At 64.2% G+C, this 17,934-nt stretch carries 18 protein-coding genes; 10 read left to right on the forward strand and 8 right to left on the reverse strand.

Going from position 1 to position 17,934, the window contains the following annotated elements:
* Positions 1–363: 363 nt before the first annotated feature.
* The 6 genes from NFX52_RS05895 to NFX52_RS05920 all read left to right on the forward strand — a co-directional run bounded on the left by NFX52_RS05895 (position 364) and on the right by NFX52_RS05920 (position 7,562).
* Positions 364–1,602 (forward strand): ROK family transcriptional regulator, encoded by a 1,239-nt coding sequence (locus tag NFX52_RS05895; RefSeq protein ID WP_369801313.1) that lies wholly within the window; start codon positions 364–366, stop codon positions 1,600–1,602.
* Complete coding sequence (locus tag NFX52_RS05900; protein ID WP_055393754.1) at positions 1,599–3,089, forward strand: sugar ABC transporter ATP-binding protein; 1,491 nt, start codon at positions 1,599–1,601, stop codon at positions 3,087–3,089. Before NFX52_RS05895 ends, NFX52_RS05900 begins: the two co-directional genes overlap by 4 nt.
* Positions 3,070–4,125 (forward strand): ABC transporter permease, encoded by a 1,056-nt coding sequence (locus NFX52_RS05905; RefSeq protein WP_202907106.1) that lies wholly within the window; start codon positions 3,070–3,072, stop codon positions 4,123–4,125. Before NFX52_RS05900 ends, NFX52_RS05905 begins: the two co-directional genes overlap by 20 nt.
* A gap of 94 nt (positions 4,126–4,219) precedes the next feature.
* A complete protein-coding gene (locus NFX52_RS05910; RefSeq protein WP_055393756.1) occupies positions 4,220–5,200 on the forward strand; it encodes a substrate-binding domain-containing protein in 981 nt (326 codons plus the stop codon).
* Positions 5,201–5,313: 113 nt separating this feature from the next.
* Complete coding sequence (locus NFX52_RS05915; RefSeq protein ID WP_055393758.1) at positions 5,314–6,324, forward strand: sugar phosphate isomerase/epimerase family protein; 1,011 nt, start codon at positions 5,314–5,316, stop codon at positions 6,322–6,324.
* A gap of 53 nt (positions 6,325–6,377) precedes the next feature.
* Positions 6,378–7,562: a Gfo/Idh/MocA family protein gene (locus NFX52_RS05920; RefSeq protein ID WP_055393760.1), complete on the forward strand. Its 1,185-nt coding sequence runs from the start codon at positions 6,378–6,380 to the stop codon at positions 7,560–7,562.
* Positions 7,563–7,646: 84 nt separating this feature from the next.
* Here NFX52_RS05920 and NFX52_RS05925 read toward each other — a convergent pair whose 3' ends face one another.
* Both NFX52_RS05925 and NFX52_RS05930 read right to left on the reverse strand, forming a co-directional pair.
* A complete protein-coding gene (locus NFX52_RS05925) occupies positions 7,647–7,997 on the reverse strand; it encodes a hypothetical protein (protein ID WP_010461104.1) in 351 nt (116 codons plus the stop codon).
* Between the two features lie 194 nt (positions 7,998–8,191).
* Positions 8,192–9,373, reverse strand: a complete 1,182-nt coding sequence (locus NFX52_RS05930; RefSeq protein WP_055393762.1) for a GNAT family N-acetyltransferase — start codon at positions 9,371–9,373, stop codon at positions 8,192–8,194.
* Between the two features lie 80 nt (positions 9,374–9,453).
* Between NFX52_RS05930 and NFX52_RS05935 the strand changes: the two genes are divergently transcribed.
* Both NFX52_RS05935 and NFX52_RS05940 read left to right on the forward strand, forming a co-directional pair.
* Entirely contained in the window at positions 9,454–11,112 is a 1,659-nt protein-coding gene (locus tag NFX52_RS05935; protein ID WP_055393928.1) for an NAD+ synthase, read from the forward strand.
* A 56-nt stretch (positions 11,113–11,168) separates the two neighbouring features.
* A complete protein-coding gene (locus NFX52_RS05940) occupies positions 11,169–11,507 on the forward strand; it encodes a P-II family nitrogen regulator (protein WP_007857855.1) in 339 nt (112 codons plus the stop codon).
* Positions 11,508–11,619: 112 nt separating this feature from the next.
* Here NFX52_RS05940 and NFX52_RS05945 read toward each other — a convergent pair whose 3' ends face one another.
* Genes NFX52_RS05945 through NFX52_RS05970 form a run of 6 tightly spaced genes read right to left on the reverse strand, consistent with a single transcriptional unit; the run spans position 11,620 to position 15,199 of the window.
* Complete coding sequence (locus NFX52_RS05945; RefSeq protein WP_055393764.1) at positions 11,620–12,213, reverse strand: LOG family protein; 594 nt, start codon at positions 12,211–12,213, stop codon at positions 11,620–11,622.
* Positions 12,206–12,616, reverse strand: a complete 411-nt coding sequence (locus NFX52_RS05950; RefSeq protein ID WP_055393766.1) for a diacylglycerol kinase — start codon at positions 12,614–12,616, stop codon at positions 12,206–12,208. Before NFX52_RS05950 ends, NFX52_RS05945 begins: the two co-directional genes overlap by 8 nt.
* Before the next feature lie 55 nt (positions 12,617–12,671).
* Positions 12,672–13,220, reverse strand: a complete 549-nt coding sequence (locus NFX52_RS05955; protein WP_055393768.1) for an RDD family protein — start codon at positions 13,218–13,220, stop codon at positions 12,672–12,674.
* Positions 13,221–13,265: 45 nt separating this feature from the next.
* On the reverse strand, positions 13,266–14,156 hold the full coding sequence (locus tag NFX52_RS05960) for a DUF3106 domain-containing protein (protein ID WP_207401877.1): 891 nt from the start codon (positions 14,154–14,156) through the stop codon (positions 13,266–13,268).
* 24 nt (positions 14,157–14,180) lie between these two features.
* Complete coding sequence (locus tag NFX52_RS05965) at positions 14,181–14,633, reverse strand: DUF3619 family protein (RefSeq protein WP_055393774.1); 453 nt, start codon at positions 14,631–14,633, stop codon at positions 14,181–14,183.
* Positions 14,630–15,199 carry an RNA polymerase sigma factor gene (locus tag NFX52_RS05970; RefSeq protein WP_055393776.1) on the reverse strand — a complete coding sequence of 190 codons (570 nt, stop codon included), beginning with the start codon at positions 15,197–15,199 and terminating at the stop codon, positions 14,630–14,632. Before NFX52_RS05970 ends, NFX52_RS05965 begins: the two co-directional genes overlap by 4 nt.
* Positions 15,200–15,492: 293 nt before the next feature.
* Between NFX52_RS05970 and NFX52_RS05975 the strand changes: the two genes are divergently transcribed.
* Both NFX52_RS05975 and ilvN read left to right on the forward strand, forming a co-directional pair.
* Positions 15,493–17,286, forward strand: a complete 1,794-nt coding sequence (locus NFX52_RS05975; RefSeq protein WP_055393777.1) for an acetolactate synthase 3 catalytic subunit — start codon at positions 15,493–15,495, stop codon at positions 17,284–17,286.
* Between the two features lie 143 nt (positions 17,287–17,429).
* Positions 17,430–17,921 carry an acetolactate synthase small subunit gene (gene ilvN, locus NFX52_RS05980; RefSeq protein ID WP_007857867.1) on the forward strand — a complete coding sequence of 164 codons (492 nt, stop codon included), beginning with the start codon at positions 17,430–17,432 and terminating at the stop codon, positions 17,919–17,921.
* Positions 17,922–17,934 lie beyond the last annotated feature (13 nt).

The raw sequence follows: 17,934 nt of genomic DNA on the forward strand, positions 1-17,934 counted from the left end.
GCACGGCGGGCGTGGTGCGGGCGTTCTTGTGCAGGGCTATCAACATGGCTTCACTCCCTGGGTGGATTGCAAGGACTCTATCAACTCCTTTAGAACCGCTCGCGCCATGAAGAGTGGATAGCGTTTGAAGTCTATGCAATCGTCCGGGATGTGACAGCTAAGGTTCCAAAAATCGACGCGTCGTAACCTACCGCTTAGCGGCAAGCCCAAGCTTAATGGTTAGCGCCTCACGGCCGGATATCTCAACTTTCGACTAAATTAGGTCAAAGTTCAGTCTTGCCCGGCCAAAGTAGACCGCATAGCATCCCTGTCAAGCACCCACCCCCATGAGGTGCTGCACAAAAACATGACAGGAGACAAGCCTTGCCATCCACCCGCTGGAGTCACTGCGGCACCGAAGACCTGAGCGTCTTGCAGACCATCTTTTGGTCCGCAGGCGCGTCCCGCAATGCGCTGGCGCAGCGCTTGGCCTATTCCAAGAGCAAGGCCAACGCCATGGTGGCGGCGCTGCTGGACGAGGGGCTGCTCGACGAGGTGGGCCTGCAGGAATCCTCTGGCGGCCGGCGTGCCGAAACTCTGCGTTTGAGCGAAACCCTGGGCGTGGTGATTGGCGCAGACCTCGGCGCGACCAGCATGCAGATAGCGGTGATGCGGCCCGACATGACGGTGCTGGCGCGGCACCGCGAGCCCATTGATGTGCGCCAGGGGCCGGGCGTGATCCTGGCGCGGGTGCGCGGGCTGATGCGCGAGCTGCTGGCGCGCTGCGGGCTGGCGCCCAATCAGGTGATTGCCATTGGCATGGGCGTGCCGGGGCCGGTGGATTTTGAAAGCGGGCAGCTCGTCAACCCGCCGCTGATGCCCGACTGGGACGGCTTTTCCATCCGCGACTACCTGCGCGAGGCGTTTGCCGCGCCAGTGTTTGTGGACAACGACGTGAACCTCATGGCGCTGGGCGAGATGTACCGGCTGCAGCGCAATCTGCCCAACTTCCTGGTCATCAAGGTGGGCACGGGCATTGGCTGCGGCATCGTGTGCCATGGGCAGGTGTACCGGGGCGCCAATGGATCGGCGGGCGATGTGGGCCATATCTGTGTGGACCAGCACGGCCCGCGCTGCCACTGCGGCAACCAGGGTTGTGTGGAGGCGATGGCGGCCGCGCCCGCCATGGCGCGCATGGCCACCGAGGCGGCGCAGCGCGGCGAAAGCGCGCTGCTGGCCGAGCGGCTGCAAAGCACGGGCACGCTGACCATTGAAGACGTAGCCCAGGCCAGCCGCACGGGCGATGTGGCGGCCAACGCCATCATCCAGCGCGCGGGCAGCCTGGTGGGGCAGATGCTGGCGTCCATCGTCAACTTCTTCAACCCGTCGCATGTGTTCATTGCGGGGCGGGTGACGGACATGGGGCCGCTGTTCCTCGCGTCGGTGCGGCAGAGCGTGTACCACCGGTCGCTGGCGCTGTCTACGCGGCACCTGGAGATTCAATACGCGCCGCTGGCCGACGATGCCGGTGTGGTGGGCGCGGGCGTGCTGGCGATGCAGGAGAGCCTGTCGCGCGCGGGCTCGGTGACGGGTGCGGGCGTTGGCGCAGGAGTAGCGCGATGAGCGTGGCCGTCGAGTTCCGCAACGTCACCAAGGAGTTTGGCCCGGTGCGCGTGCTGCACGGCGTGGGCTTTGCGCTGCAGCCGGGCCGCGTCTATGGCCTGCTGGGCGAGAACGGCGCGGGCAAGTCCACGCTGATGAAGATTTTGGCGGGGTACGAGAGCCCGACCACCGGCGAGGTGGTGGTGGACGGCGCGGTGCGCGCCCCGGGCGGTGGATCGCGCGCGGCCGAGGCGCAGGGCATTGTGCTGATCCACCAGGAGTTCAACCTGGCGGACGACCTGACGATTGCGCAGAACATCTTCCTGGGCCATGAGATCAAGAAGGGCCCCTTCCTGGACGACAAGGCGATGCGCGAAAAGACGCGCGAGGCGCTTGCGCAAGTGGGCCTGCCACTGGACCCCGACACGCGCGTGCGCAAGCTCATCGTGGCTGAAAAGCAGCTGGTGGAGATTGCCCGCGCGCTCGCCCGCAATGCGCGCCTGCTCATCATGGACGAGCCCACTGCCACGCTGACTCCCGGCGAGACGGAGCGCCTGTTTGCGCTGATGGCCGGGCTGAAGGCCGCGGGCGTGACCATCATCTACATATCGCACAAGCTCGACGAGGTGGAACGTACCACCGACGAGGTGGTGGTGATGCGCGACGGCCTGCTGGTAGCGCGCGAGCCCACGGCCAGCGTGACGCGCCGGCAGATGGCCAACCTGATGGTGGGCCGCGAGCTGGCGGATTTGTTCCCGCCCAAGCTGCCCGCACCGCAGGACGGTGCACCGGCCATCAAGGTACGCGGCCTGACGGTGCCGGGCTGGGCCGAGGACATTGGCTTTGAAGTGCGGCGCGGCGAGATTCTGGGCTTTGCCGGGCTGGTGGGCGCGGGGCGCACGGAGCTGTTTGAAGGCCTGCTGGGCCTGCGCCCGCGCTCTGCGGGCACCGTAGAGCTGGCAGGCAAGCCCGTGCAGCTGAAAAGCCCGCGCGATGCGGCGCGCCACGGCCTGACGTATCTGAGCGAAGACCGCAAGGGCAAGGGCCTGCACGTGCACTTTGGCCTGCGGCCCAACCTGACGCTGATGGCGCTGGAGCGGTACGCCAAGCCCTGGCTCAACCCGGTGGCCGAGCAGGCCGCGTTGCGTGGTGCGGTGCAGGAGTTCGGCATCCGCACCGGGTCGCTCGATGTGCGCGCCTCGTCGCTGTCGGGCGGCAACCAGCAAAAGCTGGCGCTGGCCAAGGTGCTGCACCCCGGCCCCAGCGTGGTGGTGCTGGACGAGCCCACGCGCGGCGTGGACGTGGGTGCCAAGCGCGAGATTTATCACCTGGTGCAGCGCCTGGCAGAGCAGGGGCTTGCTGTTGTGGTGATCTCGTCTGAACTGATGGAGCTGATCGGCCTGTGCCACCGCGTGGCGGTGATGCGCGCCGGGCGGCTGCAGACCACGCTCCAAGAGCCTAATTTGACCGAAGAGGAGTTGATCGCACATGCCACAGGTACCCGCTGAAAACGCACCCACCGCAGCGGCTGCGGCAGCGCCCACCGCACCCGCGGTACCCGGCGAAGGCCGCCACGGCGGTGCCACGGCCTGGTGGGGCAAGCTGCACGGGCTGGGCCCAGTCATTGGCCTGGTGCTTCTGTGCATTGCGGGCACGCTGCTCAACAGCAACTTCGCCACTTACGACAACGTGATGAACGTGCTCACGCGCACGGCCTTCATCGGCATCATCGCGGTGGGCATGTGCTTTGTGATCATCTCGGGCGGCATCGATCTGTCGGTGGGGTCGATGGCGGCGCTGATTGCGGGCTCGGTCATCTTGTTCATGAACGCCATGGCGCCCGTGCTGGGCTCGCCCATGGCGGCCGTGGTGGTGGGCATGCTGCTGGCGGTGGTGCTGGGCGCAGTGTTCGGGCTGGTGCACGGCTTGCTCATTACCAAGGGACGCATCGAGCCCTTCATCGTCACGCTGGGCACGCTGGGCATCTTCCGTGCGTACCTCACGTACTTCTCCAACGGCGGCGCCATCACGCTCGAGAACGATCTGTCGGACATCTACAGCCCGGTGTATTACGCCAACCTGCTGGGTGTGCCCATCCCCGTGTGGATCTTTTTGCTGGTGGCGCTGGTGGGCGGCGTGATCCTGAACCGCACGGCCTATGGCCGCTATGTGCAGGCCATCGGCTCCAACGAGCAGGTGGCGCAGTACGCGGCGGTGGATGTGCACAAAATCAAGATCCTGACGTACATGCTGCTGGGCGTGTGCGTGGGCATCGCCACGCTGCTTTATGTGCCGCGCCTGGGCTCTGCATCGCCCACCACGGGGCTGCTGTGGGAGCTGGAGGCGATTGCCGCTGTCATCGTGGGCGGCACGGTGTTGAAGGGCGGGGCGGGCAGCATCACCGGCACGGTGGTGGGGGCCATCCTGCTGTCGGTCATCAGCAACATCCTCAACCTCACCAGCATCATCAGCGTGTACCTGAATGCGGCGGTGCAGGGCTTCGTGATTATTGCGGTTGCCTTCATGCAAAGGGGCAAGCGGTGATGGATCTTCGTTTTTCTCGGTAGGTCATTTGACTTTCGTGTTCCCCAGCCGGCCAGCTTCCATGGCCTTATTCCAAAGCAACAGGAGACAACGCATGAACAGCCAACTTACTTCTTTTACCCGCCGCCTGGCCCTCTCGGCCGTGGGCGCCGCCGCCTTCGCATTGGCCGCCCCCGCCATGGCGCAGGCCAACAAGACGGTGGTGGGCGTGGCCATTCCGTCGGCCACGCACGGCTTTACCGGCGGCATCGTGTACTGGGCCAACCAGGCCAAGAAGGACCTAGAAAAGGCCCACCCCGGCCTGCAGGTCATCGTCAAGACGGCAGGTGGCGCGCCCGAGCAGGCCAACCAGCTGCAAGACTTGGTCACGGTGAACAAGATCAATGCGTTGGTCATCTTCCCATTCGAATCCGCCGCGCTGACCAAGCCCGTGGCCCAGGTCAAGGCCAAGGGCGTGTACGTGACGGTGGTGGACCGGGGGCTGACCGACACCAGCGCGCAGGACGCGTATGTGGCCGGTGACAACACGGCCTTCGGCAAGATTCCGGCCGAGTACATCGCCAAGGCACTGGGCGGCAAGGGCAACGTGGTGGCCATGCGCGGCATTGCCACCACGCTGGACAACGAACGCATGGACGCGTTCAACAGCGTGCTGAAGAACCACCCCGGCATCAAGCTGCTGGACGCCAAGTACGCCAACTGGAACCGCGACGACGCCTTCAAGGTGATGCAGGACTACCTGACCCGCTTCCCGCAGATCGACGCCGTGTGGGCCGCCGACGACGACATGGCCGTGGGCGTGCTCAAGGCCATCGAGCAGGCCAAGCGCAAGGACATCAAGCTGGTGTTTGGCGGCGCGGGTGCCAAGGGCATGATCAAGACGCTGATGGATGGCAGCAACCCGCTCATCCAGGCCAACGTGTCGTACAGCCCCAAGTTCATCTACGACTCGATCAAGCTCACGGCCGAGGCGCGGATCAAGGGCGAAAAGCTGCCCGCCAACACCATCATTCCGTCGGTGCTGATCACCAAGGAAACGGCGAAGGACTTTTACTTCCCGGACTCTCCATTCTGATGGTTTTTTTGAACCAAATAGGCAGCTAGCGCCTATTCATAGAGCGCAAGCAGCTATCGAAATAATAGCTGCTTGCCGCCATGCAACTGCAACCCCCGCCCCTTGGAGCCGCCATGCCAAGACCCGTCACCCTCTTCACCGGCCAGTGGGCCGACCTGCCTTTGGCAGAACTTGCGCCCCTGGCCAAAAGCATGGGCTACGACGGCCTGGAGCTGGCCTGCTGGGGCGACCATTTCAACGTGCAGGAGGCGCTGTCGTCGCCCCAGTACGTCAAAGACAAACACGCACTGCTGGCCCAGCACGGCCTGCAGTGTTTTGCCATCGGCAACCACTTGGTGGGCCAGGCCGTGTGCGACCTGATCGACGAGCGCCACCAGTCCATCCTGCCACCCCATGTGTGGGGCGATGGCGAGCCCGAGGGCGTGCGCCAGCGGGCCGCGAGCGAGCTGGCCGACACGGCGCGCGCTGCCGCGAAGTTCGGCGTGAAGACGGTCACGGGCTTCACCGGCTCGTCGGTATGGCATTCGATCTATGCGTTCCCGCCCACCACGCAGGCGTATTGGGACAAGGGCTTTGCCGATTTTGCGAGGCGCTTCGGCCCCATCCTCGATGTGTTCGAAGAGCACGACATCAACTTTGCACTCGAAGTGCACCCCACCGAGATCGCGTTTGACATCGCCTCGGCCGAGCGCGCGATTGCAGCCGTGGGCGGCAACAAGCGCTTTGGCTTCAACTACGACCCGAGCCATCTGGCCTACCAGGGCGTGGACTACGTGAAGTTCATCCGCCAGTTTGCCGACCGCATCTACAACGCCCACATGAAGGACGTGTGGTGGGGCAAGGGCGACGGCACGGTGGGCACCTTTGGCGGGCACACCAGCTTTGGCGATGCGCGGCGGAACTGGGACTTTCGCAGCGTGGGGCGCGGGATGATCGATTTCGAATCCATCATCGTTGCGCTCAACGACATCGGCTACCAGGGCCCGCTGTCGGTGGAGTGGGAAGACAGCCGCATGGACCGCGTGCACGGTGCCACGGAGAGCGCGGCGTTCTGCAAGCGGCTCGACTTCAAGCCGGCGGCGGGCGCGTTCGACGCCGTTTTTGCGCGCGACAAGCAGGCCTAGCCGCTGCCCATTTCCAAAACCATAACAACACACAGCGAGCAAAGGCGTTTCGTATGTCCAGTCCCCAAAAGCTCCGCTACGCCATGGTGGGCGGCGGCCATGGCGCCTTCATCGGCGCGGTGCACCGCAAGGCCATGGCGCTTGACGGCCAGTTTGAGCTGGTGGCGGGCGCGCTGTCGTCATCGCCCGAGCGCGCCCGCGCCTCGGGGGCCGAGCTAGGCCTCGCGGACGACCGCAACCACGGTAGCTGGCAAGACCTGCTGGCCGACGAACTGCGCCGCCCGGCGCATGAGCGCATCGACCTGGTGAGCATCGTCACACCCAACCATGTGCACTACCCGGTGGCGTTGGCGTTTGTGCAGGCGGGCTTCCATGTGGTGTGCGACAAGCCGCTGGTGCACACCAGCGCCCAGGCCGAAGAACTGGTGGCGGCCGTGAAGAAGACGGGCACTGTGTTTGGCGTGACCTACAACTACACCGGCTACCCCATGGTGCGCGAGGCGCGCCACCTGGTGCACAGCGGCGCGCTGGGCCAGCTCCGCAAGATCACCGTCGAATACAACCAGGGCTGGCTGGCCACGGCGGTGGAGCAGGGCGGCGGCAACAAGCAGGCCGACTGGCGGCTGGACCCGGCGCGCAGCGGCAGCGCAGGCACCCTGGGCGACATCGGATCACACGCCGAAAACCTGGCTGCCACCGTCACCGGCCAGCACCCCGCCTGGGTGTGCGCCGACCTCACCACCTTTGGTGCCGGGCGCAGACTGGACGACGACGCCCAGCTGCTGCTGCGCTACGACAGCGGCGCACGCGGCTTCATCGTGGCATCGCAAGTGGCAGCGGGGCTGGAGAACGACCTGCGCCTGCAGGTGTCCGGCACGCTGGGCACCATCACCTGGCGGCAGGAAGAGCCCAACCAGCTCATCCACTCCCCCGTGGACGGCCCGCGCCGCATCCTCACGCGCGGCTCGCCGTGGCTGTGCGAATCGGCGCGGCGCGCCGGGCGCATCCCTGCGGGGCACCCCGAGGCGTTCATCGAAGCCTTTGCGAACATCTACCTGGGTGTGGTGGCCGACATCCGCGCGCGTGCCGCTGGCCGCGCGGCCGACCCTTTGGCGGCCGACTATCCGCGCGTGGAAGATGGTGCCGAGGGGGTGCGCTTTATCGAAAAGGTGGTGGAGTCCGCTGCGAGCGAGCGCAAATGGACCGCATTGGCCCACTCTGCTGGCCTGAATGGTTGAATCAAATTGGCCCGTAGCGCTTTTCAGGAAAGCGCAGACAGCTATCTATTTGTGAGCATTTGACGGGCCGTCGGCAGCCGTTGGTCAGTTGCCTGCCAGCTGAAAACGCTGGTCAAAGTTCATCTTGCCCAGCACACGCAGTGCCGCCGTGCGGGTGGCGTTGTCTACCTTGCTGATGTCCAGGCTGTAGCGCTTGGCGGTGGACACCACGTCCACGCTTTTGGGGCCCCACTGCACAGCGACCAGCAGGGCGGGGCGCTGGCCCGCTTCGGCACCCACCGAAACACCGCGCTGCTCGGGTCGCAGCATGAATTCCAGCCGGGGGGTGCGTACCAGGGTGAGGCGGTGGGCGCCCTGTGGGCCCAGCGCGAATGAGACGACCCAGTCGTCTTCGTCTTCCACCGTCAGAAATGGGACATGCTGCGGAGCGGCCATGGTGAGGGTGCTGTGGGTTGACGGGCGGGCGGATGGGCCGCCGTGGTGCGCAGCCCGGGTGCGGGCGGCCGCCAGTATGCCGTTGCAAAAGCTGTGCCGAGGTCGGGAGAACCCGAGGTTGGGCGCATCCAACGCGCTAGTGGCGTTGTCAGGCTGGTGCAAGCTGGTGTGGGGCGGGCAGGCGTTGCGCTCGCTCAGGCTGTCTTGAACGGGCTGCGTTCGTGCAGTCCGCTCAGGTACTCGGCCACGCCGGCGCCTTCGCGCTGCAGGAACCGCTCCACCGCGTCGGCAAAAGCCGGGTGCGCCAGCCAGTGGGCGCTGGTGGCCTGCACGGGCAGCAGGGCGCGGGCCATCTTGTGCTCGCCCTGGGCGCCGCCCTCAAAGCGGATCACGTCGTGCTCGATGCACCATTGCAGCGGCTGGTAGTAGCACGCTTCAAAGTGCAGGCAGTCCACGCGCTCCAGCGCGCCCCAATACCGGCCGTAGGCCACAATGTTTTGGTCTTTTTGGCTGCCAGCGCTGGATGGTAAAGCGCTGATAGCTATCAAACTGCTAGCAATTGGCTGGCCGTCGCGCTCGGCCACAAACAGCAGCCAGGCCTCGGGCATGTGGGCCGCCATGCGGGCGAAGAAGTCCCGCGTGAGGTAGGGCGGGTTGCCGTGTTCGAGGTAGGTGCGTTCGTAGCAGCGGTAGAAAAAATCCCAGTCGGCTGCGCTGATGTCCGCGCCGCGCGACCAGCGAAACGTGACCCCGGCATCCGCCACGCGGCGGCGCTCCTGGCGGATCTTCTTGCGTTTGTCCTGGGCGAGGCTGGCCAAAAAATGGTCGAAGTCTGAGTATTGATTGTTCTTCCAATGGAACTGCACGGTGTGCCGCAGCATCAGGTCTTGCTGCGCACTGGTTAGCACGTCGTCGTCGCTGGCAAACAGGATGTGCACGGACGACACGTTTTCGTCCTCGCACCACTGGCACACCGCCTGCACCAGCAGAGCGCGTGCAGCATCGTCACGGGCCAAAAGGCGGCTGCCCGGCACGGGGGTGAAGGGCACGGCGATCACGGCCTTGGGGTAGTAGGGCACGCCGTGCTGTTCGTAGGCGCTGGCCCAGGCCCAGTCGAACACGTACTCGCCGTAGGAGTGGTTCTTGAGGTACAGCGGGCAGGCGGCAATCAGGGTGTCGCCCTCCCACAGGGTCATGAAGCGCGGCGCCCAGCCGGTGCGTGGGGTGGCGCTGTCGCTGGTCTCCAGGGCGGCCAGGTACTCGTGGCGCATGAAGGGCGTGGGGTGGCTTTGCTGGGCCAGCAGGGTGTTCCAGGCCGCAGCATCCACGTCCAGCGCAGTGGCAAGTACGCGGGCGATAATGGCAGATTCAGCCATGCACGCCCCGGTTTTGTTTTGCAAGCTGCGGGCCCGTGTGGGCGGTGTTCAACCTGGCCGCAGGGGCCGATTCCAGTTCCATGACGCTCTCCATTTGCACTGCGCAGCTCAACTTTGTCGTGGGCGACATGCCCGGCAACGCCCAAAAGATCATTGCGGCGGCCCGCGAGGCGTATGCCCAGGGCGCCCGCTTGCTGCTGACGCCCGAGCTGGCGATTTGCGGCTATGCGGCCGAAGACCTGTTCCTGCGCCCCGCCTTCATTGCGGCCTGTGATGATGCCGTGAAAACCGTGGCCCGCGAGACTGCGGGGTTGAAAGGCCTGGCCATCGTGCTGGGCCACCCGCAGGCCGTGGCGCCCGACGCTCCGGCGTTCAGCGCCTGCTTCAATGCCGCCAGCCTGCTGCGCGATGGGCAGATCGAGCAGACCTATGCCAAGCGCGAGCTGCCCAACTACCAGGTGTTTGACGAGCGCCGCTACTTTGTGGCGGGCGACAAGCCTTGCATCTTCGAGGTGGAAAGCGTGCGCGTGGGGGTGCTGGTGTGCGAAGACGCGTGGTTTGCTACCCCTGCACGCGATGCCGCAGCAGCGGGGGCACAAATGCTGGCGGTGATCAATGCATCGCCTTTCCACCTGGGCAAGAGTGCCGAGCGCGAAGCCACCATGCGCGAGCGTGTGGCCGAGACGGGTTTGCCGCTGGTGTACGCGCACCTGGTCGGCGGGCAGGATGAAGTGGTGTTTGAAGGCCGCTCGTTCGCGCTCAACGCCGATGGCTCGGTGGCCTGCCGGGGGCCGGGTTTTGAAGAAAAACTGGTGTTTGCGCAGGTCCATCAAGCGCAAAATGCTATAAAAATTGAAGCAGACGTAGCTCCAGAGAAAAGCCTGGAGGCTGACCTGTGGGATGCCCTGGTGCTGGGCGTGCGCGACTATGTGGGCAAGAACGGCTTCCCTGGCGCGCTGCTCGGGCTGTCGGGGGGCATCGATTCGGCCCTCGTGCTGGCGATTGCCGTCGATGCGCTGGGGGCCGACAAGGTGCGCACGGTGATGATGCCTTCGCCCTACACGGCCGACATCAGCTGGATCGACGCGCGCGATATGGCCGAGCGCCTGGGCGTGCGCTACGACGAGATCTCCATCAAGCCGCAGTTCGAGGCCTTCAAGGCCGCACTCGCCAGCGATTTTGCAGGGCTGCCCGAAGACACGACCGAAGAAAACCTGCAGGCGCGCATCCGGGGCACGCTGCTCATGGCGCTGTCCAACAAGTTCGGCTCCATCGTGCTCACCACAGGCAACAAGAGCGAGATGTCCACGGGATACTGCACGCTGTATGGCGACATGGCGGGCGGTTTTGCGGTGATCAAGGACGTGGCCAAGACCCGCGTGTTCGACCTGGCCCGCTGGCGCAACGCCAACGACCCGTATGGCACGGGCGCCAGTCCGATTCCAGAGCGCATCATCACGCGCCCCCCCAGCGCTGAGCTGCGGCCCGACCAGAAAGACCAGGACAGCCTGCCGCCCTACGAGGTGCTGGATGCCATCGTGGCGCGCTACATGGAGAACGACGAGCCCATCGAGTCCATCATCGCCAGCGGCTTTGAACGTGCCGATGTGGAGCGTGTCACGCGCCTCATCAAGCTCAACGAGTACAAGCGCCGCCAGGCGCCGGTAGGGATTCGCGTCACGCGCCGCAGCTTTGGCAAGGACTGGCGTTACCCTATCACCAGCAAATTCAGGGCGTGACGCTTCGGCGCTGCGCTTTCAGCCCCCATTTTTTTACATCCTCCAGGAGACCCGCCATGAAAATGATCACCGCCGTCATCAAGCCCTTCAAGCTCGAAGAAGTCCGCGAAGCCCTGGCCGAGTGTGGCGTGACCGGTCTCACCGTGACCGAGGTGAAGGGTTTTGGCCGTCAGAAGGGCCACACCGAGCTGTACCGTGGCGCCGAGTACGTGGTGGACTTCCTGCCCAAGGTCAAGGTCGAGGTTGTCGTGAAAACCGAGGACGTGGACCGCTGTGTGGACGCCATCGTGAATGTGGCGCGCACCGGCAAGATTGGCGACGGCAAGATTTTTGTGACGGCCGTGGAGCGTGTGGTGCGTATCCGTACTGGGGATCTGGACGACGCGGCTGTATAAGCTCCCCCTGAGTCGCTTCGCGCCTTCCCCCTGAGGGGGACGCCACCAGTGGCCTGGCAAAGCCAGTTCCACGGTGGCACTTGCCTTGCGCTGCGCCAGTCTTTGAAGGCCGTTAGATCACCGAGCGCAGCGGGATGGGCGCTTGGTCGGGGCCGGCGTCTTGCACCAGCGTGCGCAGCAGTGCCTCGGCATCGGTGGAGGCGTGCAGCAGGCCCATCTGCCATTCCCCCATGAAGCCGCTGGCCACGCTGGTCTGCAGGAAGCCCAGCAGGCCGTCGTAGTAGCCGGCCACATTGAGCAGGCCCAGGGGCTTGTCGTGGTAGCCCAGCTGACGCCAGGTCCACACTTCAAACAGTTCTTCAAAGGTGCCGATACCGCCGGGCAGGGCCAAAAAGGCATCGCTGCGCTCGGCCATCATGGCCTTGCGTTCGTGCATGGTCTGCACGATGTGCAACTCGTCGCATTGGCGGTTGGCCAGCTCTTTGTCGACCAGGGCCTGGGGAATCACGCCCACCACGCGCCCGCCCCCAAGCCGCGTGGCCTCGGCCACCGTACCCATGAGGCCGCTGCGGCCGCCGCCATACACCAGCTGGCCGCCGTGCTGGCCAATCCATTGGCCCACGGCTTTGGCAGCGTCGGCAAAGGCCGCGTTCTCGCCAGGTCGCGAGCCGCAATACACACACACGGAAAAAGTCGGTTCAGCCATGGAAAATCCTCTGAAAAACCGCTGCACCCCAGATGCCCGCGCACAGCAGCAAGGCCAGCAGCACGGCAGCGCTGCCCATGTCCTTGGCGCGTTTGGAAAGGTCGTGCCACTCGGGGCCGATGCGGTCGATGGCGGTTTCGATGCCGGTGTTGAGCAGCTCCACGATCATCACGATTACCACAGAGCCTGCCAGCAGCGCGGTTTCTACCCAGCTTTGCCCCAGCCAGAGAGACGCGGGCAGCAGCACCATGGCTGCAATGGCTTCCTGGCGGAATGCCTTTTCGTTCCAGCCTGCGCGAAGGCCTTCGATGGAGTAACCCGCAGCGTGCCAGATGCGGTTCAAGCCCGTGCGGGCCTTCTGGGGGTTGGCGGGCGCGGAGGACTCGGGTGGGGACAGGGGCATAGGGATATTGTGTCGCAGCCGCATGACAGCGGGCGTTGCAGCCCGCGCGCGGGTGCTACTTTTTCGGAAGCTCGAAGTGCACCAGGCGCGTGCCTGCCAGGGCGTCGTGCCAGAACTGCCGCTCTGGATGAAAGCGGCTCAGGATGGCCCAGATGGCAACCCAGCCGAACAGCAGCACCAGCACTTCAATGGCCGAGACCCCCAACAGATAGGCTGCCAAGGGCGGCAGGAACCACACCCAGCTCAGCAGGTAGCGCAGCAGCGCACGCGCCTGGGTGATGGGTTGCCCGGCGGTGTCCACCACACGGATGAGCCAGGTCTTTTGAGCCAGGGTCTGGCCTTTGGCCCAGAACCAGGTGAAGTAAATGCCAAACACCACAAACAGAAAGGCCTGCAGGGCGTGCCGGTTGTCCAGGGCGTGGCGGGTTTGGCTCAGGGTGCCGAACAGGTAGCCTGCAATGAAGACCACCCCGAACATGAGCATGCCCTCATACAGCCAGCAGGCCATGCGGCGCCACAAATTGGGCGTGGGGCCGAGGGCGGCGGAAGAGGTCTTTGCAGAGAGGGATGCCTGCGGTGCTGGGGCGGGAGGGGTGGCGGTCATTCCAGAAGGCGAAAGCAAGGCGGAGAGTGTCGGCCAGCGACGGGACTACTGAGGATACAGGCCAGAGTTGTCGGGAGTGACCATGGGCGCTGTTGTCGCAGGTGTTTCTGCAGAACCTGCGCCCAGAGGGGGGAGTGCTGCTGGTACTGCCACCGGAATCGAGACGGGGGCAGTCTCGACCACGTTGGAGGCCGGATTTTGCGTGGGCACGCCGGTCGCCGGGGGCGCCGTGGGGGTGACCGGTGCCGCCACACGGGGGGCGCTGTGGTCGAGCACGGGCGGAATCTTCGGTGCGTTGGGGCGGCTGGGGTTGGCCTGCGTGGCCGCAGGAACCTGGGCCAGCTTCTTGGGCGACACGGGGCGCAAGGCCGTGGCGGCGCCCTTGGGCTTGGGGGCGGCACGCGCAGCCAGCGCACGTTTTTCCTCGTCGGATAGCGCCTGGTAGGCCTCCCACTGGGCGCGTTTGTCGTCGCGGGCAAGCCGGTTGGTGACTGCATAGTTCAGCCGGGCCTGGTTGCGCTGCTGTGCGCTCAGGCTGGCCCAGTCCGTCATGCGGTCATGAAACTTGGCCTGTTCTTCTTCAGGAAGCGCCGAGAAATTGGCGGCCAGCGCAAGCCAGCGGCGCTTTTGCGCTTCGCTGATGAGCGCCCAGCGCTCTGCCAGTGGGTACAGCGCCAGTTTCTGGGGCGTGGTCAGGGTTTCCCAGCCCGGGCCGGTCTCGACCTGTGGCACTGCCATGGCGCCAGGCCGGGTGGACGTGCGGGCATTGTTGGGACTGGCAACCGCAGCTTCAGCCCCCGCAGGCAGCAGGGTGCCGGGTGCCATGCGCATCTGTACCAGCACCTGGCCACCCACCGCTGCGAGCACGCCCAAGAGCGCCAAAGCCAGCACGAAGGCTGGCAGGGCAGGGGAAGCGTCGGGTGAACTTGGGTGCATGCAGTACGCGGTCGGGGGCGGGGCTCAGTTCGACGGGGCAGAGGTTTTGAGGAATTGTACGAAGCCAGGGTCAGCGTAGGCTGCTGGCGGCAAATCGTCGGTCAAAAGGGCTGCATCGACTTCGGCCAGGTCATTGGCGCTGCTTTCGTCCTGGGCAATGTTGATGACCACCAGCCCCACTACCAGTGCCATCAGCGGAACGGCAGACACCAGTGCATTCCACCAGCCGCCACCCTCGTTGCCGCCACGGCCCAGCGTGGCACTGCCACCCGCATGCACCACAACGGGTGCCGCCAGACGCACCGGCACGGTGTCTTTCTTGCGCTTGTCAAGGGCTTGCATGCGCGAGGCGCGCAGCCGTTCGGAAATGTCGTAAGGCAATTCGTCGGCGCCGCTGGACAAGCGCGCCGTGACGCGCAGTGCAAAGCGCTCTGCCGCAGCTTCTGCCTGTGTCGATGGGGTCTGTACAGTGTTCATGGCTCGATTCCTTTGGCCTTCAGTGCCTTGCTGAGGGTTTGTATGGCACGAAAACAGTGCGTTTTGACGCTGCCTTCGGAGCAGCCCATGGCGGCTGCCGTTTCTGCTACATCCATTTCTTCCCAGTAACGCATCAGGAACGCTTCCCGTTGACGTGGGGGCAGCTCGGCAATCTCGGCATCGATCCCGTGAAAGATCTGCGCCCGCCGGGTCAGATCCTCGGCGCTCTCCGCTCGTTCCCCATTTTCCGGTCCTGAATACGCTTCAAGCAGATCAAAATCCATGCCATCTTCGCCGGGACCTTCAAAGTCGCTCATGCTCGAAAACAGTGCATTGCGGGTTTTCTGGCGGCGAAACCAGTCCAGCGTGCAGTTGGAAAGTATGCGCTGGTAGAGCATGGGCAGCTCAGCCGCCGGCTTGTCACCATAGTGCTCTGCCAGCTTGAGCATGCTGTCCTGCACGATGTCGAGCGCCGCTTCCTCATTGCGAACGTGGTAGACCGAGCGCTTGAATGCGCGCTTTTCTACACTTTTGAGGAAGTCGGAGAGTTCTCGTTCGGTTGCCAAGACGGGTCAGCCCGGGAGGGGATCGGTGCCGGTGAGTTCACAAAAATGTGGCTATCCGGCACGTGGAGCCTTTGATTATCGCATCCGCCAGGGTTTTTTTCGGGGGATGGCAGTTTTACATGTGTTGCAGTGCGATAATCGCTACTGCAATTCAAAGGCAAACGGGTCACGGTCCGGCGCGGCAATCATCCCGCCCATGTCCTTGGCCTCAAGTTCCAAGCTGGCTTCACAAGAGCGCATGTTAGGAGCACCCAAGGTTTTTCGTCAGAGAAATTCACAAAGGTTGATCGATCATGGAAATCTCCAAGGCTGAAATCTCTTCAGCGGCCGCTGCTTCGCAGGGCAACACCTCCCCCGCTTCCGGTGCTCAGGACCTCATGGGTTCCGAGATCCTCATCAAGTCGCTTCAGGCTGAGAACGTCCAGTACATCTGGGGCTATCCCGGCGGTGCAGTTCTCTACATCTACGACGCGCTCTACAAACAAGACACCATCCAGCACGTGCTGGTGCGCCATGAGCAGGCTGCCGTGCATGCTGCTGACGGCTACGCACGTGCCACGGGTGAAGTGGGCGTTGCGCTGGTCACATCCGGTCCAGGTCTCACCAACGCAGTGACCGGTATCGCTACGGCGTACATGGACAGCATCCCGATGGTGATCATTTCCGGACAGGTGCCCACCCCCGCCATCGGGCTGGATGCCTTCCAGGAGTGCGACACGGTCGGTATTACCCGCCCCATCGTCAAACACAATTTCCTCGTCAAGGACCCGCGCGATCTGGCCATGACGATGAAGAAGGCCTTCCACATTGCCCGCACCGGCCGTCCTGGCCCCGTGGTTGTGGATGTGCCCAAGGACGTTTCCTTCAAGAAGGTACCGTACAGCGGCTATCCGCAAAGCGTGGAAATGCGCTCGTACAACCCTGTGCGCAAGGGCCATGGTGGTCAGATTCGCAAGGCGCTGCAACTCCTGCTGGCGGCCAAGCGCCCCTACATCTACACCGGCGGTGGCGTGCTGCTGGGCAATGCCACCAATGAGTTGCGCACGCTGGTGGACATGCTGGGCTACCCAGTCACCAACACGCTGATGGGCCTGGGTGCATACCCCGCGTCGGACCGCAAGTTCCTGGGCATGCTGGGCATGCACGGCACCATCGAGGCCAACAACGCCATGCAGAACTGCGACGTGCTGCTGGCTGTGGGCGCGCGTTTTGATGACCGCGTGATCGGCAATCCCAAGCACTTTGCGCAGAACGACCGCAAGATCATCCACGTCGATATTGACCCGTCGAGCATTTCCAAGCGCGTGAAGGTCGATATCCCGATCGTCGGCGACGTCAAGGACGTGCTCACCGAGCTGATCTCCATGATCCGCGAGAGCAGCACGCGCCCTGACTCGGGTGCTCTGGCCGCCTGGTGGGACACCATTGAAGGCTGGCGCAAGCGCGACTGCCTCAAGTACAGCATGGGCAGCCCAGACGTCATCAAGCCCCAGTACGTGGTCGAGACGCTGTGGAACATGACCAAGGACGCGGACACCTACATCACGTCCGACGTGGGCCAGCACCAGATGTGGGCCGCGCAGTACTACCGCTTTGACGAGCCACGCCGCTGGATCAACTCTGGCGGCCTGGGCACCATGGGCGTGGGCATCCCGTACGCCATGGGCATCAAGCTGGCAAAGCCGCAGTCCGAGGTGTTCTGTATCACTGGCGAAGGCTCGGTGCAGATGAACATCCAGGAGCTGTCCACCTGCCTGCAGTACAACACGCCGATCAAGATCTGCTCGCTGAACAACCGCTACCTGGGCATGGTGCGGCAGTGGCAGGAGATCGAATACTCCGGCCGCTACAGCCACAGCTACATGGACGCGCTGCCCAACTTCGTGAAGCTGGCAGAGGCGTACGGCCATGTGGGCATGTTGATCGAGAGTCCCAAGGACGTAGAGCCCGCTCTGCGCGAAGCCCGCAAGCTCAAGGACCGCACCGTGTTCATGGACTTCCGCACCGACCCCACCGAGAACGTGTTCCCGATGGTCCAGGCCGGCAAGGGCATTACCGAGATGCTGCTGGGGTCGGAGGACCTTTAAGCCAAATCGGCCTCCAGCGCTTGTTCATCAAGCGCTACCAGCTATCGAATAGATAGCATTCACTTTTTTGACGAATCTATTGCCTGCCAAGCCCATGCATTACCGTGCACGGGGGAGGGCAGCGAAAAGAGGAATCTGCACCTATGAAACACATCATTGCCGTTCTGCTGGAAAACGAACCCGGTGCGCTGTCGCGCGTTGTCGGCCTGTTTTCTGCCCGTGGTTACAACATCGAATCGCTCACCGTGGCGCCCACTGAGGATCCATCGCTCTCGCGCATGACGATCCAGACCACGGGCTCCGACGATGTGATCGAACAGATCACCAAGCATCTGAACCGCCTCATTGAGGTCGTGAAGGTGGTCGATCTCACCGAAGGTGCCTACACCGAGCGCGAGCTCATGATGGTGAAGGTGCGCGCGGTGGGCAAGGAGCGCGAGGAGATGAAGCGCATGGCCGACATCTTCCGTGGCCGCATCATCGACGTGACCGAGAAGAGCTACACGATTGAGCTGACCGGCGACCAGTCGAAGAACGACGCTTTTCTGCAGGCCATTGACCGCACCGCCATCTTGGAAACCGTACGTACGGGTGCCAGCGGCATCGGCCGCGGCGAGCGCATCTTGCGCGTGTAAGACAATTCACCCC

It is taken from the genome of Acidovorax facilis, from assembly GCF_023913775.1.
Classification (GTDB): domain Bacteria; phylum Pseudomonadota; class Gammaproteobacteria; order Burkholderiales; family Burkholderiaceae_C; genus Acidovorax; species Acidovorax facilis.